The sequence below is a fragment of the Bartonella sp. AP72JLCBS genome (assembly GCF_042195705.1).
In the GTDB taxonomy this organism is placed as follows: domain Bacteria; phylum Pseudomonadota; class Alphaproteobacteria; order Rhizobiales; family Rhizobiaceae; genus Bartonella.
The window spans coordinates 26005-50661 of the sequence record NZ_JBHIOU010000002.1 but is presented as its reverse complement, the minus strand read 5'-3'; the positions used below and the strand labels follow the sequence as shown (position 1 = coordinate 50661).

The following is a 24657-nucleotide window of genomic DNA, read 5'->3' as shown; positions in this document are numbered from 1 at the left end:
AAAAGACTTATTCTCATTAAAATATTTAAAACGGCGGGAAAACCGCCGCTATTAAAAAAATCAGAAATTGCCCATTGTTGTCATGATATCGATCAAGCTATTTTTTATTTTCTGAAGATTCTGATTTTATAGGCATATTTGTAGGCATAGTAGAATTATTCAAATTAAGTGTTTCAGACATCTCTTTTTTCACATTTTCTACAAGATCCCGCATAAGAGCAGTACGCCATATATCAAATGCTGAATAAGAATCACGTGCAATATTGGGGACTTCTGTCAAAAACTTTTTACCGGTATCAGAATTATAAAATGTTGTTATCGCATCAAGCTCTTTTTGAGTAAAATATTTTGCATATACGTGAGCAATCTCTTTTTCTAGATCAGAGCGCCTTTTAATTAAAGCAAGCGCCTGCTTATCAACAATATCAGAAATAGCTGTTGCCAAATTCGGATCATCGCTAATCAGTTCATTTTTGAAATCATGGACCGCATTTGGTAAAAAGCTATCAAATTGATCCGTTGCATGAATAGCTCTGATTGCCTTTCGCGCTGAATCTAAATGTTGATCACTCACACCTTGTGCATAAGCCATGCCAATATTCACAACAAAAATAGCAATTGCACTAAAATATACGACAAAACGCTGAAAAGAAAATATTATTTTCATTTAATGATTACCCCGATCGCTAATTATAATTTTAATTCGTTATTCTACCTAAAATTTTTAAGACCCTTTTTTACTGTGCTAACATATCATCATGTAAATGCCTTCTCTAAAAATCAAACGGTTCTAAAACTTTTATTTGACCATCAGCCATAGCGACAATTGCACGTGAAGCCAACCCCAAAAAAAGGCCATGCTCAACAACACCAGGAATAGCAAGAAGTGCATCCGATAATGGTTTTGGTTGCAAAATGCAGCCCCAAAATGCATCAAGAATAAAATGGCCACCATCTGTTTCAAAAGGATTTTTTCCATTCATTCGCAATGCAATTTTTCCAGAAAGCCCTAAATCATCAGCGACTTTTTCAATGGCTCTGCATGTTGTGTGGATACCAAATGGATTAACTTCAATTGGTAGTGCAAAAGCACCAAGTCTTTTTACCACCTTTGTTTCATCCGCAATGACAAGCATTGCACGAGATGCCGACGCTACAATTTTTTCATACAACAATGCTCCCCCTCCCCCTTTAATGAGCATCATCTCAGGACCAATTTCATCTGCTCCGTCAATATCAAGATCCAGCTCAGGTATTTGTTCTAAAGTGCTAACAGGCACTCCAAACTTATGACAGAGTTGTTCAGAATATTTTGAAGTAGCAACACCAGTCACCCGCAAACCATCCGCAACACGCTCACCTAGAAGATGAATAAATTCATTGACTGTCGAACCAGATCCGATACCAAGCCGCATACCATCTTCAACAAACTCAAGCGCTTTAATAGCTGCCATTTTTTTTAACTGCTGAACATTCATGAATGACTTTGCCTTCTATCCGTATAAGCAGCATTTATCACCCCTATTACCACCGATAATAATGATAATAAAAGATAACCTCTTGACGCAATCTATTTAAATTGACCATCATCTCTTGCTTGAAGAGATGTTACTCGTTATAGAAATATATGATAAGAATAAAATAGAATAATCAACAATTATCTTTTTTATTTCTTTGAGAATATTTGTTAGCATTTTTCTCATTCAATAAGAATTTTTGATTTATTTTGTGCTATCAATAGGATGCACAAAGATGCACATATCAATTTTTTTGAAAAAATTAAAATGATCAGATATAAAAAATCATCTATTTCTAGAAAACTGTAGATTATTATCTCATTTCAATAACGTTGATAAACTTACCAATTTAAATACCGTAAAATATTATGAGAAAAGTCTTCTGTTATTTTTTGTTTTGTCATTATCCAAATGTGAAGCAAAATATGACTGATTATATGTTTTTATGAATGCTGTCTGTGCATATTCCATGGTCTATGAAACCCTAGCGAAGACCAAATAATATCTCCACCTTTGGTCATCATAACGCTTCCTCGTGATAACAATTGTTGAGGTATAAATACTATTTTTGCCTTCTTGTAACAAGTTGGATTATGCATCACAAATGTCTGAATGAGAATATCTGCCTCTACACATTGATCTGTTTCTCTCTGTAAAACGATCACTTTTAATCCATTATCCAATAAAGATGTACATACATGATAATCACAAATAAATTGTCCGTGTAACGAAGGACCATATTTTGTTGGTTTAATCGTTTCATTCACACGAAATGACTTTTTCCATATGGATGTCGTGAACTTAGAAATATGGTAACGATCAATATATAATTTTTTATCATGAATAACGCCCACGAGGCGCATATTATCTGCTATAATCAGTTGTACAGGTGAACGCAATACACAAATAGAAACACCTGCCAAAATAAACAAACTAAAAAAGAGCCGGATGGGTGTTTTGCAAAAAGTCAGTCCAACCAAGCCTATGCTCAATAAAACTAACGCTGATAACGGCATAAAACCAGGATTCAAATCAGGAGAAATAGCCTTGATAGCATGTGCAATCTTTATTACAAGATCAACTCCAAAACCCATAATTTGAAGAGGAAGCCATTCGAATCCTCCTAACATTGCAAGAACTGCGATTAATCCAAAGGGAATGACAAAAATTGAGATGACAGGCAAAGCAAAGGCATTACTGATAATGCTCAAAGATGCCATATTAGAAAAATGATAAGCAGCATAAATTCCACTTGCACTCCCTGCAACAAAGGAAGAAGCACATGTTGAAAGAATCGATAAGAAAACAAAATTTATCACTCCCCCTCCAACATAAGAGGGAGTTGTTTTTCTTTTACGAAAAAATGATCTTCCACTCCACCAATCAAAAAAAGCGATCAAAGCAGCAGTCGCAGAAAAGGACATTTGAAAGCTAGGACCTAATATTTCATGGGGTGTCATCGCCAGAGTTATCAACCCTGCAATGGAAAAATTACGCATTGTTATAGCAGAGCGATTACACAATATAGCAACCAACATAACAGCAATCATCACAAAACTTCTTTGCGCTGATATTGCTAAGCCCGACAATAACAAATAAAAAGCTGTTATCATAAAAGCAACGATAGCAGCAAATTTTTTACTGGAATAATAGGAAGAAAAAACTGGAAAAAATGCTAAAAAACTACGGATACTCAAAAGAACTATGCCGCTTAACAACGCCATATGTAAACCTGATATTGATAAAATATGAGCTAATCCAGCTGTACGTAATGCTTCATTTGTCTCATTTGAAATACCAGCACGCTGCCCTGTTATGAGGGCAGCTGCAACACTCCCCTTTTCTCCTTCAAGGGCTATACGGATTCTTTGTGTCATCTTCGTGCGTAAATTTTCAATTTTCTGTAGAATGATAGCGAATATTCCATCAGGCTGCGAAACGGATATTTTTCTTGGTTTTCCTAAATAAACGCCTTGTGCTCCAATTCTTTTAAAATAATTATGAAAACTAAAATCGTAGCCTCCTGGACGCACCGGCCCAGAGAATGCACGAATCTTAACTTTTCCATGCAATCCATCACCAATCGCTAAGCCAGATGGCAAATATCTTGCCGATAAACGAACACGATGAAGACTATGGCGTAATACGGGATTTTCTGTATTCAAAATATCCAAAACTAAACGAAATCCTCCTTTGGCACCTGACTCAATAGAAACAATTCTTCCCGTCAATGTAGTGACAATGTCACTGCTTAGCATGGGTGTTGCAATACGCCACGTTTCTATTTTTGCCGCTAAAGCACCCAATATAATACAAAACAGAAACCCCACGGGAATCCATATTTTTCGATAAAAACGTGCAACATAGAATATTCCCAGAAAAATACTGACCAACGCCCCCAATTGTCCCCAACTTGGTTCCCACTCTAAATGAAAATAGAAAATGATTCCTAGGGCAAAAAAAACTAAAATCAGCGAAAAAAGGATACCAAAAGAAACTTCTTTATTAATACAATCTTCTAACCATTTGCGAAAAAAAATGATTACTTCTTTTAAGAGTGTCAATAAAAAAAGTTTTTGTTGATTATAGCTACCGTTCTTTGCATCATCATACCTAGAAAAAACACTCTGCCCTATCTGACATGGCTTTTTTCTTTCTGTAACAGATTTTTCGGATAAACCCTCTTTACTTTTATAAAACATCAGTCCCCCACTTTAACTCGCAATACGGCTATTGCACGCCCCATCACTTATGCTAACATGACTTTTCTATAAAATTCCATAAGTAATATCTTAGTTTAAAGGAAAATATTCGTGTCTGTTATTACTCGTTTTGCCCCTTCACCCACTGGCTTCCTTCACATTGGTGGTGCTCGTACTGCTCTTTTTAATTGGCTTTATGCAAAACATACCGGTGGAAAAATGCTTTTACGAATTGAAGATACAGACCGAGAGCGTTCAACAGAAGCAGCTGTAAAGGCTATTATAGATGGCTTGCACTGGATGGGTCTTAGTTATGATGGCGCCCCTATTTCGCAATTCGAACGTGCAGAACGTCACCGCCAAATCGCTGAACAGTTGGTCAAGAATGGCAAAGCATATTATTGTTATGCTTCACCTGAGGAGTTAGCTGAAATGCGTGAAAAAGCCCGTTCAGAAGGGCGCCCACCACGTTATGATGGACGTTGGCGCGACCGTGATAGTTCTGAAGCTCCTAAAGGTGCTAAGCCTGTTATTCGCATCAAAGCCCCTCAAGATGGAGAAACGATCGTACATGATCGTGTTCAAGGTGATGTCCGTTTTCCTAATAAAGATCTCGATGACTTCATTATTTTGCGTTCTGATGGTTCGCCTACCTATATGCATGCTGTTGTCGTTGATGATCATGATATGGGCATCACACATATTATACGTGGTGACGATCATCTTACCAACGCAGCCCGACAAACGATTATCTTTAAAGCAATGGGATGGGACATTCCTGTTATGGCCCATATTCCTCTTATCCATGGTGAAAACGGTGCAAAATTATCAAAGCGACATGGTGCGCTCGGTGTTGATGCCTACCGAACAATGGGATATCTTCCTGCTGCTTTGCGCAATTACCTTGTCCGTTTAGGTTGGAGTCATGGTGATGACGAACTGATGTCACTTAAAGATATGATTTCTTGGTTTGATATTGAGGATATTAACAAAGGTGCTGCTCGTTTTGATCTCAAAAAGCTCGATTCCATCAACGGACACTATATGCGTATGAGTAATGATCAAGAACTTTTTGATGCCGCTCTTAATATTCTACCAGAAACCGATAGGAGAGCACAAATTATTGAAAGACTTGATGAAAAACGCCGTGTTCAATTTTTAAAAGCAATCCCGCATTTGAAAGAACGTTCAAAAACACTGTGCGAACTGATTGACAATGCCTCCTTCATTTTTACGCAACGACCTTTACAACTTGATGAAAAAGCTCAAATGCTCTTAGATAAAAATGGACGAACCATTTTAAACGATCTTTATCTTGCTCTGAAAGCGTGCCCCTCTTGGGATACAAAAACTCTAGATGAAACACTTCGCTCTTTTGTCCAAACACAGAATCTCAAATTTGGATCTATCGCCCAACCACTTCGCGCAGCTCTTACAGGATGTGCAACATCACCAGGTGTTTTGGATATTCTTATTTTATTAGGACGCAATGAATCCCTTCATCGCATCAAGGACCAACTTATCACAACAATATGCCCATGATGTGCACTGAGTATATTTCCTCAAATAAGGATCTATACAGATATCTCAACGCGCCCTAAAAGAGTTTTTTATGTTATATCATTGAAATACATTTCTTATTGAGTAATAATGATCAATAAGGAAATATTTTTAGATTGCATGTACTCACTTTTAGAGGCAATCTACCCTTAAATAAGTAAGAAAAGCTTCAGTTATACATCCCCCACTCTGATGAAGCAGAGTCTTAATTTTTAGAAGTGAAGGATCTGAAAGGAATACCGAATGTCTGAGAATAACGCATATATTATTGTGAATGATAAAAAAGTAGAGCTTCCCTTGCGTAAAGGCACGAGTGGACCTGAAGTCATTGAAATTGCTTCTCTCTATAAAAAAACCGATATTTTTACTTATGATCCTGGTTTTACTTCAACAGCTTCTTGTGAATCAAAAATTACTTATATCGATGGTGATAAAGGCATATTGCTTTATCGTGGTTATCCTATTGATCAATTGGCTGAAAAAGGAGACTTTCTCGAAAGTTGTTATCTTTTACTTTATGGTGAACTCCCAACACAGCAAGAAAAAAATGAATTTGATCGATGTATTATGCAGCATACCATGGTCCACGAACAATTTGCACGCTTCTTCCATGGCTTCCGTCGTGATTCTCATCCTATGGCCGTCATGGTTGCCTGCCTTGGCGCTATGTCTGCGTTCTATCACGACTCTATTGATATTACAGATCCTCACCAGAGAATGATTGCTTCTGTTCGTCTTATCTCAAAAGTTCCAACGCTTGCTGCTATGGCCTATAAATACAGTATTGGACAAGCATTTGTTTATCCACGTAATGATCTTAGTTATGCTGCAAATTTCCTCCATATGTGTTTTGCTGTTCCTTGTGAAGAATATAAAACAAACCCTGTGCTTGCTCGGGCGATGGATCAAATCTTTATCCTTCATGCAGATCATGAACAAAATGCTTCTACATCTACGGTACGTCTTGCTGGATCCTCAGGTGCTAATCCGTTTGCCTGTATTGCAGCAGGTGTTGCATGCCTTTGGGGACCAGCACATGGTGGTGCCAATGAAGCATGCCTAAAAATGCTACAAGAAATAGGTTCTATTAAAAGAATTCCTGAATTTATTGCACGTGCAAAAGATAAAAATGATCCTTTCCGCCTTATGGGCTTTGGGCACCGTGTCTATAAAAATTATGATCCACGTGCAAAAATCATGCAAAAAACCTGTCATGAAGTTTTAAAAGAACTCAACATTCAAGATGACCCTCTTCTTGATATTGCAATAGAGCTTGAAAAAATTGCCTTAAGTGATGAATATTTTATTGAGAAAAAGCTTTATCCCAATGTTGATTTCTATTCCGGCATTACATTAAAAGCTCTAGGTTTTCCAACTGAAATGTTTACTGTCCTTTTTGCATTGGCGCGCAGTGTCGGGTGGGTGGCACAATGGAAAGAAATGATTGAAGACCCTGCACAAAAAATTGGTCGTCCTCGACAACTCTACACAGGCTATGCTATGCGTGACTATGTTCCTATAGATGAACGTGCAAATTAAAAAAGAGATCAATAAAGCTTCAGTTTACTGAAGCTTTATTGAGAGTAATCAAAAAACATCCTTTAAGAATTTTTATAAAACGTAATTTTAAAACTCTTTCTACAGAGATAACATCATCATAAAAATTTAGTAAAAAATTCTAAGTTTTAGCTCTGTAAAGAAATTGAGAGTACTTTTCTGCGAATTAGCCAAACATTTAGCAAAAAGAAATTGAAAATTTTACCTTATAATCCTCATTATCCTTTAATGGAAATGTATTCCCTATCATTCCCCCATGTTTAAAAGCCCTATTACATATTAAAATCTAGCAATGTCAGAATTTTTCTTTCTATCTTCTTCAGATAAAATTGCAAAAAGCTTACATTAAGTGCTTCTCTAATTAGAATAAAAACACTTTTACATTTTGTCCTGTTAAAAGCTGAAATTTTCTTTGTATTTAAGTTGATAGTTTTTCTTTTAAAGATAAATTATTGATTTTTAAATAAAATTATTAAAAATTACCCTATAATCAATAAGAGGTGACTTTCTTTCCTGTATTTTTTATTCCCATACTTGATAAAAAGAAATTATTTTTTTGATAATGATATTCAGCATAATGATAGCAAAATGAACATAGATAAATTTTTTACATTGCTCCAAAAGAGCTTACAGATTATAAAAATTCATGATGGTTTCATATTTGCCAGCTTATCTAATAGGAGAACATAATGAAATTATTAGCAGGAGCTCTTATAATAAGCGCGACACTGTTTACCCTATCGGCCAATTCTCAAACGCTGAAAATTGCAAGCGATGCTTCTTATCCGCCATTTAGTTATATTGACTCAAATAACAAACTGCAAGGGTTTGATATTGATATATCTTATGCGCTTTGTAAAAAAATGAATGTTGAATGTACTATTGTCACACAAGACTTTGAGGGGATGATTCCCGGTCTTCTTGCCAAAAAATATGATGCTATCGTTTCTTCCCTTTCTCCTACAAAAGAGCGCTTACAAAAAATTGATTTTACAGATCCTTACTACAACACAGCACTCGCTGTTATCGTTACCAAAAATTCGGAAATTAAAGAAATCTCAACACAAGCCTTTAGAGGTAAAAACCTTGGTGTACAATCAAATACAACACAAGCTGCATATGCGGAAGATCATTATGCCTCTGAAGGAGTTAATATCAAACTTTATCCTACAGCAACAGAAGTTAATCGTGATCTTTTAAGCCATCGGCTTGATATCATCATCTTTGATAAATTAAAAGCATTAAATTGGCTTGAAAATGAAGGAAAAGACTGCTGTCTCCTCTTGGGAACTCTAAAAGAAACAAATTTTCCTATTGCAATTGCACTCCGTCAAAATAATAATGATCTTAAAAACAGTTTTAATAAAGCAATAGAAGAAATCCGCGCCGATGGAACCTATGAGAAAATTATGAGAAAATATTTTACTTTCGATATCAATTAGATATCACTATGAATTAAAACTCAATCTGTATATTTAAGGGGTATCTTTAACTCTTTATTGAACATGCAGGTATAATTGGAAATTCGGCATTTTTATAAGAAAATTTACATTTATCAAAATAACTTTTAATTGCTCCTTGAGATCTAAACATTTTGTAGAATCTAATGACAACAATAAGGTTGTATTTTTACCGTATCAAAATCTAATTTTTTTATGTTCAAATTTAATAGCCTTATTTTCAAGAAAAATCCTCAGTTTTTACTCATGAAATGATTCAAATCAATCATTTCGTGAAAATTAAGCTATCATACAAGCAATAAGATATTTATTCTTTTTTTATCAATAATGCCCAACATAATGATCTAAAATAAACATCAATAAATTTTTGAATTGCTCCCAAAAAGCTTACAGATTATAAAAACATAATGATTTCATATTGCCCGCTTATCCAATAGGAGAACATCATGAAACTATTAGCAGGAGCTCTTATAATAAGCGCCGCACTATTCACCCAATTGGCTGATGCGAAAACATTAAAAATTGCGAGTGAAGGCACCTACCCTCCCTTTAGTTATATTGACTCAAATAATAAATTGCAGGGACTTGATATTGATATATCTTATGCACTTTGTAAAAAAATGAATGTTGAGTGTACTATTGTTACACAAGACTTCGAGGGAATGATCCCTGGACTTATTGCAAAAAAATATGATGCTATCATTGCTTCCCTCTCTCTCACACAAGAGCGCTTACAAAAAATTGACTTCACAGATCCTTACTACGATACAGCACTGGCTGTTATTGTTACCAAAGCTTCGGGAATTAAAGAAATCTCGACACAAGACTTTAGAGGTAAAAATCTTGGTGTGCAATCAAATACAACACAAGCTTTCTATGCAGAAGATCATTATGCTTCTAAAGAGGTGAAAATCAAACTCTACCCTTCCACAATAGAAGTGAATCGTGACCTTTTAAATCATCGACTTGATGTGATTATTGTTGATAAATTACAAGCATTAAATTGGCTTAAAAATGAAGGAAAAGATTGTTGTCTCCTCTTGGGAACTCTAGAAGAAACAAGATTTCCTATTGCAATTGCAGTCCGTCAAAATAATAATGAACTTAAAAATAAGTTCAATAAGGCGCTAAAAGAAATCCGTTTGGATGGAACTTATGAAAAAATTATGAGAAAGTATTTTACAGGTGATGTTTATTAAATATCAATATGATATTTTAATGAAACCCGTTGGTTATTGCTAAAAAATATTATCTAACTCTTTCATGAGGAATACAAGAATGATTGAAAATTTAGCATTGCTATCATTTAGCAATGGTGGATGGGGAGCAGTTATACTTTCCAGTGCAGGAATGACTTTGTCATTGGCATTATGTTGTGGACTTCTAGGATTTCCTCTAGGACTTCTCAATGCAGTGATGATTCGATCCAATATTAAGATGGCCAAAGCTATGGCACGCCTCTTTTCAACGATATTTCGTGGGCTACCAGAGCTTTTAACTTTGTTTTTAGTTTACTACGGATTACAAAGCCTTATTCAAAATTTATTTGACTATTTTAGTTTTGAAATCATGTTCAGTATCAATGCTTTTGTTGCTGGTGTTCTTGCCCTTAGTATGGTTCTTGCAGCTTTTTCTTGTGAAGTTTGGCTTGGAGCATTTAATATTTTTGATAAAGGTCAATATGAAGCAGCTAAAGCTTTAGGACTTTCACGGTCAACCACATTTTTTCGTATTGTCTTCCCTCAGCTCATCCGAAATGCCTTGCCAGGACTTTCTAATAATTGGCTTACTTTACTGAAAGATACATCCCTTGTTTCTACCATCGCGCTTGTTGACCTCATGCGACAAACGAATCTAGCTGTCGCTGCTACCAATAAACCCATGCTATTTTATTTTGTAGCATGCTTACTCTATTTGTTATTTTCAGCGGTTTTTACTGCAATCTTACGCCATTTGGAAACATACACTCAAATAGGCTATAAAAAGGTGCTAAGTCAATGATTCCTGAGTGGCTTTATTTTCTTTTTAATCCTGATCTTTTAAGTCATTATGGACCCAAATTTATTAATGGCTTTATTGTTACTGTTGAACTTGTTTCTATTTCTTGTTCTCTAGGCCTTTTTCTTGGTATGATTATCGCTTTTGCACGTCTATCAGAGAATACATTTTTACAATATTTTGCAAATGCTTATGTCTATTTTTTCCGTGGCTCTCCTTTATTAGCTCAACTCTTTCTTTTTTATTATGGGCTTGGTTCAATGAACAGTTTTTGGCAACAAGTGGGGCTATGGTGGTTTTTTCAAAACGCGTGGTATTGTTGTCTTTTTATTTTTACACTCAATTCTGCTGCCTATCAATCTGAGATCTTTAAAGGAAGTTTTCTATCCGTAACAACTGGACAACGCGAAGCATCAAAAGCTTTAGGTTTAAGCAACTCTGTCACATTTTTTAGAGTTATTCTTCCACAAGCAATGATTGTAGCATTACGCCCCTTAGGAAATGAGTTGATTTTAATGATTAAATCCAGTGCTGTTGCCTCACTTATTACTGTTTATGATTTAATGGGGGTTGCTAAACTCGCTTATTCACGGACTTTCGATTTTCAAGTTTACGTTTGGGCTGCTCTTATCTATCTCTTTATCGTTGAACTCATTCATCGTTTTATTGTTTTTATCGAGCAGCGCCTCACTCGATATTTACGGTAAATAAAATGATCATAAAAAACAGTATCAAATCAAAATGTTGAATTAATCAAGTTCTTCATCAATGAAAGAATAAAATAAGATGAATTTGAAAAATAATAAATCGATCTCTCCCAGTAAAAACCCTGTGATCTCTATCCAAAATCTAAATAAATGGTATGGAAACTTTCAGGTCCTACATGATATCAACTTTAATGTTCAAGCTGGTGAACATATCGTTATTTGTGGACCTTCCGGATCAGGAAAATCAACATTAATTCGTTGTATTAATCAATTAGAACAAGCACAAAAAGGTTCAATCTGTATCCATAACGTTGATATCCATACTGCCCCTGTACAACAGCAAAAAAATGTTCTTCGTAAGATAGGAATGGTCTTTCAGAATTTTAATTTATTTCCCCACATGAGCGTTATACAAAATTGTATTTTAGCACCTATGACAGTTCAAGGGCTGTCCAAACAACAAGCACAAGAACGGGCAATTCGTTACTTAACGCATGTTGGTATTGAAAAACACTGTGAAAAATATCCTTTACAACTTTCTGGTGGGCAACAACAACGTGTTGCGATTGCCCGTGCACTTTGTATGGAACCTGAAGTCATGCTTTTTGATGAACCAACCTCTGCTCTTGATCCAGAAAGTGTGGGAGAAGTTTTGGACGTGATGGCTCGATTGGCAGATACAGGAATTACAATGCTTTGTGTTACCCATGAAATGGGCTTCGCACGTAAAGTCTCAGAAAGAATACTCTTTCTAGAAAATGGAAAAATTGTTGAAGATACAGAATCTGAACAATTTTTTACCAATCCTAAAAGTCAACGTGCTTGTGATTTTCTTGCTAAAATTAAATATTAATCATTAACATATTGCTTTATTTATACAATTTTATTCCTATTTTTTAAAAGAGTAATAATTGTTTGTGCACCAACAACCCCCGATGGTACTTCAGTTTTCATTTTCTGTTCTACCATCTCAAAGGAATCAAGTTGAGCCTGTCGCAATAAAGGATTAGCCAAAAGTTGCTCTACCTGTCTTGCTAACATGCCAGGACGGATTAATTCATTCAAATATTCCGAAACAATAGGCTTATCAGCAATAATATTTGGAAGAGCAGCACTCCATAACATCATTTTAGGAAAAATAAATAATTTAGAAAAGAAATCAAGTTTATAGCAAAGAACCATAGGAACTTTTGCTAAGGCTAATTCAAGTGAAACAGTTCCATGTGCAGCAAGAGCAACATCTGCTTGTGCAAAAGCACGCCATTTTTCATCTTCACCAACTACAATTTCTATCTTGCTTTTCCAGCCCTGCACAAAGTCCCGGATTCTATCTACCAAATGAGGTAAGGTTGGTAAAATAATACGTAAATGAGGAATACGTTGTACAAGAATCTCTACTGTTTCTCGAAAAATAGGCATTAAGGAACGAATTTCTGAATTGCGTGATCCTGGCAAAATAACTAATGCAGGCGATAATGTTTGTGTATCGATCAAATTTCTTTGTTCTAATTGGCTTTTTTTTTCTGACTGAACGCTCAAAAGGGGAGGATATGTCAAAAGACGATGTCCAACATAAGTCGTGGCAGGGCCTCCCAAATCTTGCATAATCTTTTCTTCAAAAGGAAAAACCGCTAAAACATGATCAACAAATCCACACATAGCTTTTGCACGCTCTGGCCTCCATGCCCAAACGGTTGGTGCAATATATTTAATGATAGGAATAGAAGGCGCTAAAGCACGTACCTTTTTTGCAATACGATGCGTGAAATCAGGACTATCAATAATAATTAAACAATCAGGTTGTTCTTGTGCAATAAATTTGGATAAATTGCGAATATGTAGCAACAACAATGGTAGTTTTTTCAACACCTCCTTTAAACCTATTAAAGCAATATCATGGGAATCAAAAAAGCTTTTTAAGCCTAATGCCTTTAAATGGCTCCCCCCAACACCAATCAAATGAATATTGCATCCTATCTGTTGTGATAAACAAGAAATTAAATCGGCCCCAAGTAAATCACCAGATTCCTCACCTGAAACCACTGCAATCTTTAAGAAACAATTATTCATGACCAAACTTTTCAAATGTCTCTATAAATAAAGAATATTTGTTGGCTTTTTCTATTGTTGTTTTCACTGATAATATTAGACTTCTATTTGCCTCCACCGCAACACCAGATAAACCACTCTTTGCAATATTCATTATTGTCGTGGGCCCAATTGATGGCAAATCAACGCGATTATCCTGTTGTGGTTTTGCGCATTTTACAAGAATGCCACCTTTAAGGGGAATTTGCCCTCTTTCTCGCATTTCACAAATACGCCACAACATATTATCAGTTCCCTCAGCGCCCTCTAGAGCAACCACCCTTCCTTGGACAACGACAACGGCTTGCCCGATATCTAATTGACCTAAAAGCTTTGCTGCTTCTACTGCTAAAAAAATATCTTTTTTCTCTTTTGGAGTAGCGCGCCGTACTGTTAAATTAAATTCTATGGGAGCTAAAAGATCTGGGACTATTTCGTGAGCACCAATAACACAAAAACCGTGTGCTTCAATAACCCGTATAAAAGCTTTTAATAACGCATCATCTCCCCTCTTCAAAGCTCCGATTAACTTAGGAAGAGCTAAAAATGTTGTCCAGTCCAGTCGCAATTGTTTAAGAAGTGGACGCTTTTTCACACCACCTGCCAAAACAACATTATATACACCAGCCTCTTTTAAAATTTTAACGAGTCGTGCTAGCTCTACAATTGATAGCTCGCAATGCTCATAGCGATAAAGAACAGAATCTGCCTCACCATGCAAAAGCACAAGAAAAGGATTTTCTCCATTCTTCTCAAGAGTCTGCGCAACAGTAATCGGTAGAACACCATTTCCTGCTATAATAGCAGTACGGCCGGAAAGAAAACTTCTGGCTCCCCAAATAGGCATTTTTAATCCTTATGTTCTTTTATTCTAACACCTTCAAATTTTGGTGTGCAATAAAAACGCTTTCCTTCTTCTTTAATAAAATTAACAACTTCAGAAACAGACTGAGAAGAAGAATAGAAAGAAGCAACATCACTGACACGCTCTTTAAATGGTTTGCTATGATCAAAAAGCATAGCAACCGCATGACGGAGTGCATGAATATCTTGACGCTCAAGTCCTGCACGCTTCATGCCAATAATATTGAGTCCAGCAAGTTTTGCCTGCACACCAACAGCTGTTCCATAAGGTATCAGATCACCAACCAGTGCAGATACGCCGCCGATAAATGCATGATGTCCAACACGAACAAATTGATGAACAGCAGCACCACCACCAATAATCACATAATCACCAATAGTAACATGACCAGCAATCATTGCGTTATTGGCAAATGTTACATGATTGCCTACATAACAATCGTGAGCGATATGCGCATAACAAAAAAATTGGCAATTATCACCAACAACTGTCATTCCTACACTCGAATCGGAACCCCTATGCATTGTTACACCTTCACGAATCGTACAATTCTTACCAATAAAAAGAGTTGTAGCCCCTCCTTTATGTTTATTATTTTGCGGATCTGCCCCCAAAACGGCATGAGAAAATACTTTACTCTTGGCTCCTAACGTTGTCTTTCCCATTATTACAACATGACTTGTCAAACTACATTCATCACCAATAACAGCCTCTGAACTAATATGGCAAAATGGTCCAACGCGTACATTCTCACCAAGCTGCGCTCCCTTCTCCACAAGAGCAGTTGGATGGATTTTCGTACCGGACATTTTTAAATTCCCATCAAATATCGTTTATTCTTCTTCGACAATCATCGCAGCAATTTCTGCTTCAGCGACGCGGACATCTTCTACTTTTGCAACACATGAAAAACGTCTCATACCAGATCTTTTTTTCAAAAGCTGAACATAAATCTTGAGCTGATCACCAGGCATAACAGGCTTACGAAATTTCGCATTATCAACCGTCATAAGGTAAACTAAATTTGTTTGCTTATTGCCTAAATTTAAAAGTGCTATTGCTCCTGCCGTTTGTGCCATAGCTTCTAAAATCAAAACTCCAGGCATAACAGGCTTTGAGGGAAAATGTCCCATAAAATGTGGCTCGTTAATCGTTATATTTTTAATACCAATCGCTTCTTGTTCACCATCAATATCAACGATACGATCAATTAATAAAAATGGATAACGGTGCGGTAATATTGATAATAGTTTTTCAATATCGACAGCCTCTAAGTTTTTAGTTTTTTCACTGCTGATCATATCAGCGTTTCTCCTTTTTAACTTTTCCCATACTGCGCAATGCCGCTACTTCACGAAACCATTGTTTAAATGGTCGCGCTGGACTACCTCCCCATTTTTCGCCATCCGGAATGTCATTCATAACACCACTACGAGCAGCAATCTGAACAGATTTACCTATTATGATGTGATCAGCTACTCCCACACTTCCGCCAAGCTGAGACATATCCCCTATAGATGTACTTCCCGCAATGCCACATTGAGCGGCAATAAGACAATAGCGGCCAATTTTTACATTGTGGGCAATTTGTACAAGATTATCAATCTTGCTTCCTTCACCAATAACAGTATCTTGAAATGTTCCACGATCAATTGTCGTGTTCGCACCAACTTCTACACCATCCTCAATAATAACGCGACCAAGCTGTGGAATTTTTTCGATTCCAGAAACGCCCCCAACATAACCAAAACCATCTTGCCCAATGCAAACACCAGGGTAAAGCTGAACCTTATCACCTATTATAGAACACTGAACTGTTACCTTAGGAGCAATATAGCAGTCACATCCAATACGGCAATTTTCACCGATAACAGCTGTGGATGAAATAAGAGTTCCTGCACCAATCTCAACATTTTTACCAATAACAGCTCCCGCTTCAATACACACATCATGTGCCAACTTAGCCGTTGGATGAATATGCGCATGCGATGAAATCCCCTTCTGCCCCAACCAAGGCATTGGCTTGACAGAATCTGGAAACAAAATACGACCAATCTGAGCAAAGTCACGCTGTGGTGTGGATGTCACCAAAATTGCCATAGTTTCGGGAACTTTAAAAACAATCTCATTCGTACACAAAACAGCAACAGCAGAACTGTCCAGTAAAGCATCAGAAAACTTCCGATGCTCTACAAAAACAAGCGAACCTTCCACAGCACTCTCAAGTGAAGAAAGAGTATTGATAACTTTATGAGAAAACTCTGGATTAAGAAGCTTTGCACCCGTCAACTCAGCAGCATTTGCAACTGTCAATCGTCGGGACGGCGTAAAAAAAAATGTATCCGCCATCAAAACACTTTCTCTCCCAGCTTAAGCTATTCTCTTCAAGTTTTTCCTTCTTAAAATCGCTCAAATCAGAACTTCGTAGAAATACCAAAGTTCAATTGTTGCAAACGATCACCTTCCTGCTTCGTTATTGGCCAAGCATAATCAAAACGCAAAGGACCAAACGGAGAATCCCACATCAAACTCACACCTGCAGATGAACGCCAAGCACTTTTGGTATTGGTAACAGATGGTTCACCCTTAAAAACGGCTTTATAATTATTGCCATAAAGCGTGGCAATATCTGCAAATAAAGCACCGCGCAACCCAAATCCTTCAGGAACGACAGGGATAGGGAACTGTACTTCAGCAGTCGCATTCATATATGTCGTTCCCCCCAAGAAATAAACCTCACCCTTACTAGAAACCTGACGCGGACCTATTCCATTATATTTGAACCCTCGAATCATATCAGAATTTACTTTAAACATATCGAAAATACGAACACCATCTCGGCCCATTCCGTGGATATAACCACCCCCAAAGGAAAGCAAACCAACAATATCCTTCTGGTCAGAAAGAGTCTTGTACATCATCGCCTTACCCGTGGTCTTCAAGAACTTTGCACTCCCACCAAGCCCTGCATATTCCTGAAGCAGATGCACGTACCACCCATCATGGGGGGATCTCATATCATCAATCGTATTATAGGTGAAACCATAACTAATTGATGAACGTTTCCAAGGGCTGTGTTTTGCAGCTTGAACAATCGCACCAGAATATTTCCCATATAATTCTATTATGTCACTCTCTTTGTCAAAATCATACTCTCCGCCAAAATCATATTCTTCCTGCACATAAGAATAAGCTACATTAGCAGATAATTGATTATTAATAGGTAACGAAAACCGCAGCGATCCACCTGTCTGCCGTACATCATAGGCTTTATCAGCACGATAAGTACTACGAAAAACATCAACACCAGCAGATAAACGATACCCTAAGAAATAAGGATCAACAAATGATAAATTATAATTACGAGATTTTTCTTGCCCCGCACCTAATCCTAAACGAACATATTGACCACGTCCCCCAAGATTACGTTCAGTAACAGAAACTTCAAGTGACATACCAGGACTTGTTCCCCCTGTTGTATACCCTCCAGAAAGAGAGAGATCTCCTGTTGAAGCTTCAACGACATCTATTACCAAAACAACTTGGTCAGATTGATCTGTAGGAACCATTGAAATATTAACGGCTTTGAAGAAACCTAAACTTTCTAGACGACGTTTTGCCCGCTGTAATAAAGTTTGATTGTAAGCATCTCCTTCGTTTAAATCAATCTCACGGCGAATGACGTAATCACGCGTTTTCTCATTGCCACGTATATCAATACGTTGAATATAAGCACGTGTTCCCTGTTCAATATTATATAAAATTGAAATTGTATGATTTGCTAAATTACGATTTCCCCGCGGTTCAACTTTAGCAAAAGCATATCCCGAATCAGCAACTTTGTTATTAATAGTTGCAACAGACTGTTCAATATCTTCTGCACTATAAACATTACCTGGCTGGGTTTTAAGTATCCTTTTCACAGATTGAACGTCAATTCCATCAACATCACTTTCAACCTGAATATCGCTAATTTTATAGAGCGCACCCTCATCAAGAACGAAAGAAATTTTATACGTATTGCTTGCTGCATCAAAAGTTGCTTTAGAAGAGACTACACGAAAATCTGCATAACCACGGTTATAATAAAAGCGACGTAAAGCTTCTTCATCAACAGCGAGGCGCTCTTCACTGTAAACATCACCTCCCAATAACTTCGAAAAAATTCCCGAAGTTTTTGTTGAAATCACATCACGCAAACGGCGACTTCCAAAGACATTATTTCCCTTAAAAGTGATATCACCAATCTTTGTTTTTTTCCCTTCAACGACATTAAATACCACATTAACCCGCCCTTTTCCAAGGTTAATCGTTTGAACGTTAACAGTGATATTATTACGACCAAGAGTTTTATAAGCCTCACGAATTGTATTTATATCAGCAGAAAGCTTAGCAGAATTAAAAGGCTCATTCGGTTTTAAAGAAATAAACCGCTTAAGATCTGGGTCTTTAAAAGATTTATTTCCTTGAAACAATATTTGATTGACAACCTCATATTCTTTTACGAATACAACCAATTTATCACCCACCGGATTTATTTTAACATCATAAAATAAACCCAATTCGAAAAGGTTCTTCACAGCACTATCAACATCACCACTGGAAACACCTTGCCCAACCTTAATCCCCATATTGTCTCGAATCGCCTGAGAACTTACAAACTTATTCCCACGAACCTCAATAGAGCGGACTACAGACGCTTGTATTTCTCCGACCGCAGCAATTGACATAAAAACCGTTGCTGGGGCAATCATCCCCATCTTTAACACCAATACAGATGCTGCATTTAAAAACTTTGAATTCGTAGTCATTGGCTTTTTTACCTTACTCTCGTTCCTTGGACATGATGCCTTAAAAGCTAACTGCCATAACAACCTTTTTACAGCGAGACTTTTCATTCCTTAATTACTCATTATAATGTACAACGCCACAACATTTTGTAGACATGGTAAACAACCTTCAATTTGTTTTTGCTATTATTACTTAATTTATAAAGCGTTTTCCATAATTTAATTAGCTAAACCAACAAAAATAATCATTAAAAAAGACAAAGATCATAAAAAGGAGAAGAATGGAAAAACCTAAACGAAAAACGATTCCCTGAATTTTAGCAGATATTTTCCTCCCAGTAATGACCTCAATGACATGCAATAAAAGATGCCCACCGTCAAGCGGTAGAATCGGAAAAAGGTTAATAAGCCCAACACTTATTGAAAGAAAAGCTGCCAAATTCAACAAAGAGATAAAACCTGTCTCGCTCACTTTCCAAGCAATTTTAACGGTTTTAGAAGGTCCACTTAGCCGACAACGATCCTCTTTGCCTCCTATTAAACGACTCATAAAAAGAACGGTTTGAGTGGCGATAAACACAGTACGGTCTGACGCTTTTCTTACAGCTGTTACAAAACCATAGCGAATATGTTTTATATAAGTTGGATCTAAACGTGCAGGATTATTTAAATCAACAGGAACACCTACACCTATCATAGCACTTCGTGTTCGATTACCAAATCCATCATCTCGCTCAACGACTTTCGGGGTAATCATCGTTGTAAAGACTCGCCCCATGCGTTCTATTTTAAACTCTATGGGTTCTCTTCCGTGAAAAGCTACATAATTCATCAAATCTTCAAAGCTTTCAACCCGTCGTCCATCCATTTCAACAAAACGATCACCTAATTCCAAACCGGATTGAAGAGCAGGGCTATCTTTTACCAAAGAACCAACAACGGGCTCAATGGCTACACGACCATAGATAAAGAAAAAAAATGTTAGAATAACAACAGTAAAAAGGGCATTGAAGAAAGGACCGGCAAAAACAGTTGCTGCTTTTTTCCAAGCATGCGCACTAGCAAATGAACCATCAACAATCAGAGATGATTGGGATGATTCCGTATCGATTTTTTCCTCATCCCCAACAAATTTTACATAACCTCCTAAGGGGATAAGTGCTAAACGCCACTTCGTGCCATGCTTATCTGTATAACTCGCTATTTCTGGTCCAAATCCAAGCGAAAAAATTAACGCCTTAATACCACACCACCGACCAATGAGATAGTGCCCAAATTCGTGCACAAAAATGATAATCATAATGATGAAAAGAATACTCAAACTTCTTAAAAGAAAATCACCCATAGTGACGATATGATTTAAAAGTTCCAAACTATCTTCTCCCAATTAGATCATACTAAAAAGATTAAAAGGCGCATCCATATCAGACATAAATGAACCAATTAAATAAAGAAGAAAAGCTGCCCCTACCAATCCATCTATACGATCCATAAAACCACCATGTCCAGGCAATAAAGAACTAGAATCTTTAACAGAAAACCGTCTTTTGAGCCATGATTGCCCTAAATCACTCAATTGTGAAACAATTGACAAAACAAGTGTAAGGAGTGGCACAAAAAAACTGGCTAAATTTATATCAAAAAATCCAAAAGCAACCCATATACCACCGAAAACTCCGACAAATGTACCACCAAGTGCTCCTGACCATGTTTTATTAGGAGAAAATTGTGGTGCTAATTTAGGGCCCCCTAATGCACGTCCGATAAAATAACCACCAATATCTGTTCCCCACACTATCGTAAATAAGAAAATAACAACTTGGAACCCCAACATTTCATGATCCCGTAGAAAGCATAAAGCAACAACAGGAAAAGATGCATATAAAAAACCACAAAAAACCCAACCACTCTTTTTTATAGATATAATAGCTAACACTGTAGCTAAAACGATTAAAACACAAAAAATCAATGAAGCAGATACACTCAATACTAAAAAAAAGCCAAAGATTAAATAAAAGATACTTGCTAATATTTTTTGTAAAATACACCATTTCTCTTTAGTAATACTCATCCACTCATAAAGAACAAAACCGCCAATACACCATACAAATAAAAAAAAGAAGTTTCCTCCCAACCATGTTAGATACAACGCAATAATGCCAAAAACAAAAGCTGTCAGAATACGATAAACCAAATTAGACAAAACAACATCCAAACAATAAAAATAGAAAATACAAGCTCTAAAATTAACGCAAGAAAAATTCCCCTACGCAGTATTTTTATCTCATACCTGTATAATTTCTCTTATAATTTATCATAAATAATTCAGTCTACTAAGATAGCGCTTATGAAACTAATAATCAATGAAAACAGCTTCAAAAATCTCCGTCAAAATTATAAAATATTTTTTTAATATTTTCTCAAATATAAAATGAAAAAGCAGTTACCTCTGCCCCATACAAATTAACTAATATAGGTTTCGTATAAAAACACTTTTCTATCAACTATTCGTCATTAAAAAATGAATTACGCCACATAACATCTGCTTGATCAATTATACTCACATGTTTTATAATGAGAAATAAGAGAAAGGTTAGACTTGTTTTTTTGCATTATATTCTTTCCACAACCTTCATCTTAGAATATTTGAATAATTTCTAATAATGCTTTCATTATGCATTTTAACAAAGACGTGCTCAACTAAAAACCCGCACCATGCTGTTAAATAGTGTCTCCCAGCAAAGGGCATGATTTATCACGCAGACTAAAAAATAAAAACATCTGCCCTTTCAAATCAGTCTCTCCCATATCAAATCAGTCTCTCCCATATCAAAATGATAGAACACCTTCCTGCATCACACCTTGCTACCACAGAGCACACCACTCCCTACAATTATCCCTAGAAACAATTTACAGGCTGGGAGTAAATATCCTTTTTCTAGTGACAAAATCGTCTTAAACGTGCATAATTTCAGATTCTTTTACGGCTAAAATTTTATCAATATCAGCAATAGTTTCATCCGTGAGTTTTTGAACTTTTTCAGACAAACTATGGGCTTCATCTTGTCCAATTTCACCATCTTTTTCTAACTTTTTCAAATTGTCCAGACCATCCCGACGAACATGACGTGTAGCAACACGCGCTTGCTCTGCATAGTGATGCGCAATTTTTACAAGTTCTTTACGGCGCTCTTCATTCAATTCAGGCAAAGGAATACGTAGATTCGTACCATCAGTTATGGGATTTAAACCAAGACCAGAATCGCGAATAGCGCGCTCTACAGCTCCGACCATCGTTTTATCCCATACAGAAACAGAAAGCATCCGAGGTTCGGGAACAGAAATATTAGCAACCTGATTTATATGCACAACAGAACCATAAGATTCAACGGTCAACGGTTCTAATAAACTGGCCGATGCACGTCCGGTCCGCAAACCACCTAATTCATGTTTAAAAGCCGTAATGGCACCATCCATGCGACGTTTCAGATCATCCATAATTGATGTAACATTCATATTTCTGTCTCCTTCAATTGTCCTTTGAAGCTTACCCTTATTCCGATACTATTGTAAAGCGTCCTGTTCCATTCAAGACCTTAGCCAAACCGCCTTTTTCATGAATGGAATACACAATAATCGGTACATTGTTCTCACGTGCTAAAGTGACCGCCGTTGAATCCATAACAGATAATCCCCATTGCAAAACTTCAACATGTGTTAATTGGTCAAAACGCTTCGCCGTAGGGTCTATTTTTGGATCTGCTGAATAAATACCATCAACTTGTGTTCCTTTAAGAAGGACATCCGCACCAATTTCTGCTGCACGTAAAGTAGCAGCAGAATCAGTGGTAAAAAATGGATTTCCTGTACCACCTGCAAAAATAACAACTTTTCCCTGATTCATATAAGCTATTGCTTTACGTTGCGAGAAACTTTCACAAATTTGTGGCATAGCAATCGCAGAGAGTACAACAGTTTCAACCCCTAATTTTGTCAAAGATGTTCGCAATGCTAAAGAGTTAATAGCAGTTGCAAGCATTCCCATATGATCACCTGTCACTCGGTCCCCACCATGCGAAGCAACAGCAACGCCACGAAAAATATTTCCCCCACCGATAACAACCGCAACTTCTATCCCCATTGTGCGCACTTCTGCAATATCAGCGGCAATACGGTCTACAACAGAAACATCAATGCCAAAATTCTGCCCTCCCATAAGAGCTTCACCAGAAGCCTTTAAAAGAATACGTTTATACGGAAGTGCTAATGCCATTAATAATCTCCCCAAAAGCCCATTTACTTTTTGCTTTTGACATCACGAAGGGCACCACTTTTTTCACGTGACGCCCTCTCAACAATTACATTGTTCCCCTCAGAGATTCTACAACCAATGATATGACTTTAAATCTCTGATCAAGAGTTTGCAATAACTAGCCTTTTACAGCAGCAGCAACCTCTGCAGCAAAATCAGACTCCTCTTTTTCCACACCTTCACCTAATGCAAAACGAATAAAGCCTGTAATTTTTGCTGGAGCACCAATTGATTTCTCAGCATCCTTTAGAGCGGCCTCAACAGTTATATCAGGATTCATAACAAAAGCTTGAGAAAGCAAAACAACCTCTTCAAAAAACTTACGCATACGTCCTTCTACCATTTTTTCAATGATATTTTCAGGTTTTCCAGACTGACGCGCTTGATCTGAAAAAATTGCTTTTTCTCGCTCAACAGCAGCAGCATCAACATCTTGTGCTGTAAGTGCTAATGGATTGGTTGCCGCAATATGCATCGCGACCTGCCGACCAAAAGCAAGAGCAGCTTCCTTATTTCCTGTTGTTTCAATCGCAACCAAAACACCAAGTTTTCCAAGCCCATCAGCCACACTATTGTGTATATAAGTCGCAACAACACCATTCTCAACAGACAATTTAGCGGAACGACGAAATGTCATATTTTCGCCAATTGTACCAATTGCATCTTTAATCGTAAGCTCTACAGTCTTCTCAGAACCTGGATAAAGAGAAACAGAAACAGATTCAACATCCCCTGGCGTATCTAAGGCAGCAGTTGCTACTTTACGCACGATGTCTTGGAATCCATCATTGCGCGCAACAAAATCTGTTTCAGAATTAATCTCAACCAAAACTGCATGTGAATCTTTTGATACGACTCCGATTAATCCCTCAGCTGCTGTACGACCAGCCTTTTTATCTGCTTTAGCTATTCCTTTTTTACGAAGCCAATCAACAGCAGCTTCCATATCACCATTGGTCTCTGCTAGGGCGGCTTTACAGTCCATCATACCAGCGCCAGATAGTTCTCGAAGTTCTTTTACTTGTGCAGCAGTAATGCTCATATTTGCCTCTTTATTTTATAACAGTGAAAGCGTGCAAAATCCCTCTGCACGCCTATAAC

At 37.0% G+C, this 24657-nt stretch carries 21 protein-coding genes; 7 read left to right on the top strand and 14 right to left on the bottom strand.

Features of this window, described 5'->3' with window-relative positions; genetic code table 11:
* Positions 1–97: 97 nt before the first annotated feature.
* The 3 genes from ACFILO_RS01475 to ACFILO_RS01465 all read right to left on the bottom strand — a co-directional run bounded on the left by ACFILO_RS01475 (position 98) and on the right by ACFILO_RS01465 (position 4219).
* The gene (locus ACFILO_RS01475) at positions 98–667 is read right to left on the bottom strand and encodes a DUF2059 domain-containing protein (protein ID WP_375677730.1); all 570 of its coding nucleotides are present in this window, start codon (positions 665–667) and stop codon (positions 98–100) included.
* 106 nt (positions 668–773) lie between these two features.
* Positions 774–1478 carry a ribose-5-phosphate isomerase RpiA gene (gene rpiA, locus ACFILO_RS01470; protein WP_375613478.1) on the bottom strand — a complete coding sequence of 235 codons (705 nt, stop codon included), beginning with the start codon at positions 1476–1478 and terminating at the stop codon, positions 774–776.
* A gap of 482 nt (positions 1479–1960) precedes the next feature.
* Positions 1961–4219: a ComEC/Rec2 family competence protein gene (locus ACFILO_RS01465; RefSeq protein ID WP_375677729.1), complete on the bottom strand. Its 2259-nt coding sequence runs from the start codon at positions 4217–4219 to the stop codon at positions 1961–1963.
* Between the two features lie 111 nt (positions 4220–4330).
* Between ACFILO_RS01465 and gltX the strand changes: the two genes are divergently transcribed.
* The 7 genes from gltX (at position 4331) to ACFILO_RS01430 (ending at position 12354) form a co-directional block, all read left to right on the top strand.
* Positions 4331–5761: a glutamate--tRNA ligase gene (gltX, locus tag ACFILO_RS01460; RefSeq protein ID WP_375632365.1), complete on the top strand. Its 1431-nt coding sequence runs from the start codon at positions 4331–4333 to the stop codon at positions 5759–5761.
* 261 nt (positions 5762–6022) lie between these two features.
* Entirely contained in the window at positions 6023–7318 is a 1296-nt protein-coding gene (gltA, locus tag ACFILO_RS01455) for a citrate synthase (protein ID WP_375632366.1), read from the top strand.
* A gap of 707 nt (positions 7319–8025) precedes the next feature.
* Positions 8026–8778, top strand: a complete 753-nt coding sequence (locus ACFILO_RS01450; RefSeq protein ID WP_375618360.1) for a transporter substrate-binding domain-containing protein — start codon at positions 8026–8028, stop codon at positions 8776–8778.
* 464 nt (positions 8779–9242) lie between these two features.
* Positions 9243–9995 carry a transporter substrate-binding domain-containing protein gene (locus tag ACFILO_RS01445; protein WP_375677728.1) on the top strand — a complete coding sequence of 251 codons (753 nt, stop codon included), beginning with the start codon at positions 9243–9245 and terminating at the stop codon, positions 9993–9995.
* Positions 9996–10074: 79 nt separating this feature from the next.
* The gene (locus ACFILO_RS01440) at positions 10075–10797 is read left to right on the top strand and encodes an ABC transporter permease (RefSeq protein ID WP_375612133.1); all 723 of its coding nucleotides are present in this window, start codon (positions 10075–10077) and stop codon (positions 10795–10797) included.
* Positions 10794–11501 (top strand): ABC transporter permease, encoded by a 708-nt coding sequence (locus tag ACFILO_RS01435; RefSeq protein ID WP_375612132.1) that lies wholly within the window; start codon positions 10794–10796, stop codon positions 11499–11501. The genes ACFILO_RS01440 and ACFILO_RS01435 overlap by 4 nt, the downstream gene beginning before the upstream one ends.
* Before the next feature lie 79 nt (positions 11502–11580).
* On the top strand, positions 11581–12354 hold the full coding sequence (locus ACFILO_RS01430) for an amino acid ABC transporter ATP-binding protein (RefSeq protein ID WP_375653099.1): 774 nt from the start codon (positions 11581–11583) through the stop codon (positions 12352–12354).
* 20 nt (positions 12355–12374) lie between these two features.
* Here ACFILO_RS01430 and lpxB read toward each other — a convergent pair whose 3' ends face one another.
* From lpxB to tsf, 11 genes are all read right to left on the bottom strand, one after another.
* Positions 12375–13571: a lipid-A-disaccharide synthase gene (gene lpxB, locus ACFILO_RS01425; protein ID WP_375677727.1), complete on the bottom strand. Its 1197-nt coding sequence runs from the start codon at positions 13569–13571 to the stop codon at positions 12375–12377.
* Positions 13564–14436: an LpxI family protein gene (locus ACFILO_RS01420; RefSeq protein WP_375677726.1), complete on the bottom strand. Its 873-nt coding sequence runs from the start codon at positions 14434–14436 to the stop codon at positions 13564–13566. Before ACFILO_RS01420 ends, lpxB begins: the two co-directional genes overlap by 8 nt.
* A gap of 2 nt (positions 14437–14438) precedes the next feature.
* Positions 14439–15263, bottom strand: coding sequence for an acyl-ACP--UDP-N-acetylglucosamine O-acyltransferase (gene lpxA, locus ACFILO_RS01415; RefSeq protein WP_375609506.1), 825 nt, complete (start codon positions 15261–15263; stop codon positions 14439–14441).
* Between the two features lie 24 nt (positions 15264–15287).
* Positions 15288–15755, bottom strand: a complete 468-nt coding sequence (gene fabZ, locus ACFILO_RS01410) for a 3-hydroxyacyl-ACP dehydratase FabZ (protein ID WP_375632372.1) — start codon at positions 15753–15755, stop codon at positions 15288–15290.
* Position 15756: 1 nt separating this feature from the next.
* Positions 15757–16803: a UDP-3-O-(3-hydroxymyristoyl)glucosamine N-acyltransferase gene (lpxD, locus tag ACFILO_RS01405; RefSeq protein WP_375612127.1), complete on the bottom strand. Its 1047-nt coding sequence runs from the start codon at positions 16801–16803 to the stop codon at positions 15757–15759.
* Positions 16804–16868: 65 nt separating this feature from the next.
* On the bottom strand, positions 16869–19265 hold the full coding sequence (gene bamA, locus ACFILO_RS01400; protein WP_375653107.1) for an outer membrane protein assembly factor BamA: 2397 nt from the start codon (positions 19263–19265) through the stop codon (positions 16869–16871).
* 202 nt (positions 19266–19467) lie between these two features.
* Positions 19468–20616: an RIP metalloprotease gene (locus ACFILO_RS01395; protein ID WP_375613470.1), complete on the bottom strand. Its 1149-nt coding sequence runs from the start codon at positions 20614–20616 to the stop codon at positions 19468–19470.
* A 15-nt stretch (positions 20617–20631) separates the two neighbouring features.
* The gene (locus ACFILO_RS01390) at positions 20632–21447 is read right to left on the bottom strand and encodes a phosphatidate cytidylyltransferase (RefSeq protein WP_375613469.1); all 816 of its coding nucleotides are present in this window, start codon (positions 21445–21447) and stop codon (positions 20632–20634) included.
* Between the two features lie 752 nt (positions 21448–22199).
* The gene (frr, locus tag ACFILO_RS01385) at positions 22200–22760 is read right to left on the bottom strand and encodes a ribosome recycling factor (RefSeq protein WP_273790667.1); all 561 of its coding nucleotides are present in this window, start codon (positions 22758–22760) and stop codon (positions 22200–22202) included.
* Between the two features lie 37 nt (positions 22761–22797).
* Entirely contained in the window at positions 22798–23517 is a 720-nt protein-coding gene (gene pyrH, locus ACFILO_RS01380; RefSeq protein ID WP_273790666.1) for a UMP kinase, read from the bottom strand.
* Positions 23518–23674: 157 nt separating this feature from the next.
* A complete protein-coding gene (gene tsf, locus ACFILO_RS01375) occupies positions 23675–24598 on the bottom strand; it encodes a translation elongation factor Ts (protein WP_375630041.1) in 924 nt (307 codons plus the stop codon).
* Positions 24599–24657 lie beyond the last annotated feature (59 nt).

What these genes read in the sequence shown, in the direction of transcription:
- ACFILO_RS01475 (WP_375677730.1), bottom strand. Translation starts at nt 667, where the DNA reads ATGAAAATAATATTTTCTTTTCAGCGTTTTGTCGTATATTTTAGTGCA.
- rpiA (WP_375613478.1), bottom strand. Translation starts at nt 1,478, where the DNA reads ATGAATGTTCAGCAGTTAAAAAAAATGGCAGCTATTAAAGCGCTTGAG.
- ACFILO_RS01465 (WP_375677729.1), bottom strand. Translation starts at nt 4,219, where the DNA reads ATGTTTTATAAAAGTAAAGAGGGTTTATCCGAAAAATCTGTTACAGAA.
- gltA (WP_375632366.1), top strand. Translation starts at nt 6,023, where the DNA reads ATGTCTGAGAATAACGCATATATTATTGTGAATGATAAAAAAGTAGAG.
- ACFILO_RS01450 (WP_375618360.1), top strand. Translation starts at nt 8,026, where the DNA reads ATGAAATTATTAGCAGGAGCTCTTATAATAAGCGCGACACTGTTTACC.
- ACFILO_RS01445 (WP_375677728.1), top strand. Translation starts at nt 9,243, where the DNA reads ATGAAACTATTAGCAGGAGCTCTTATAATAAGCGCCGCACTATTCACC.
- ACFILO_RS01440 (WP_375612133.1), top strand. Translation starts at nt 10,075, where the DNA reads ATGATTGAAAATTTAGCATTGCTATCATTTAGCAATGGTGGATGGGGA.
- ACFILO_RS01435 (WP_375612132.1), top strand. Translation starts at nt 10,794, where the DNA reads ATGATTCCTGAGTGGCTTTATTTTCTTTTTAATCCTGATCTTTTAAGT.
- ACFILO_RS01430 (WP_375653099.1), top strand. Translation starts at nt 11,581, where the DNA reads ATGAATTTGAAAAATAATAAATCGATCTCTCCCAGTAAAAACCCTGTG.
- lpxB (WP_375677727.1), bottom strand. Translation starts at nt 13,571, where the DNA reads ATGAATAATTGTTTCTTAAAGATTGCAGTGGTTTCAGGTGAGGAATCT.
- ACFILO_RS01420 (WP_375677726.1), bottom strand. Translation starts at nt 14,436, where the DNA reads ATGCCTATTTGGGGAGCCAGAAGTTTTCTTTCCGGCCGTACTGCTATT.
- lpxA (WP_375609506.1), bottom strand. Translation starts at nt 15,263, where the DNA reads ATGTCCGGTACGAAAATCCATCCAACTGCTCTTGTGGAGAAGGGAGCG.
- fabZ (WP_375632372.1), bottom strand. Translation starts at nt 15,755, where the DNA reads ATGATCAGCAGTGAAAAAACTAAAAACTTAGAGGCTGTCGATATTGAA.
- lpxD (WP_375612127.1), bottom strand. Translation starts at nt 16,803, where the DNA reads ATGGCGGATACATTTTTTTTTACGCCGTCCCGACGATTGACAGTTGCA.
- bamA (WP_375653107.1), bottom strand. Translation starts at nt 19,265, where the DNA reads ATGACTACGAATTCAAAGTTTTTAAATGCAGCATCTGTATTGGTGTTA.
- frr (WP_273790667.1), bottom strand. Translation starts at nt 22,760, where the DNA reads ATGAATGTTACATCAATTATGGATGATCTGAAACGTCGCATGGATGGT.
- pyrH (WP_273790666.1), bottom strand. Translation starts at nt 23,517, where the DNA reads ATGGCATTAGCACTTCCGTATAAACGTATTCTTTTAAAGGCTTCTGGT.
- tsf (WP_375630041.1), bottom strand. Translation starts at nt 24,598, where the DNA reads ATGAGCATTACTGCTGCACAAGTAAAAGAACTTCGAGAACTATCTGGC.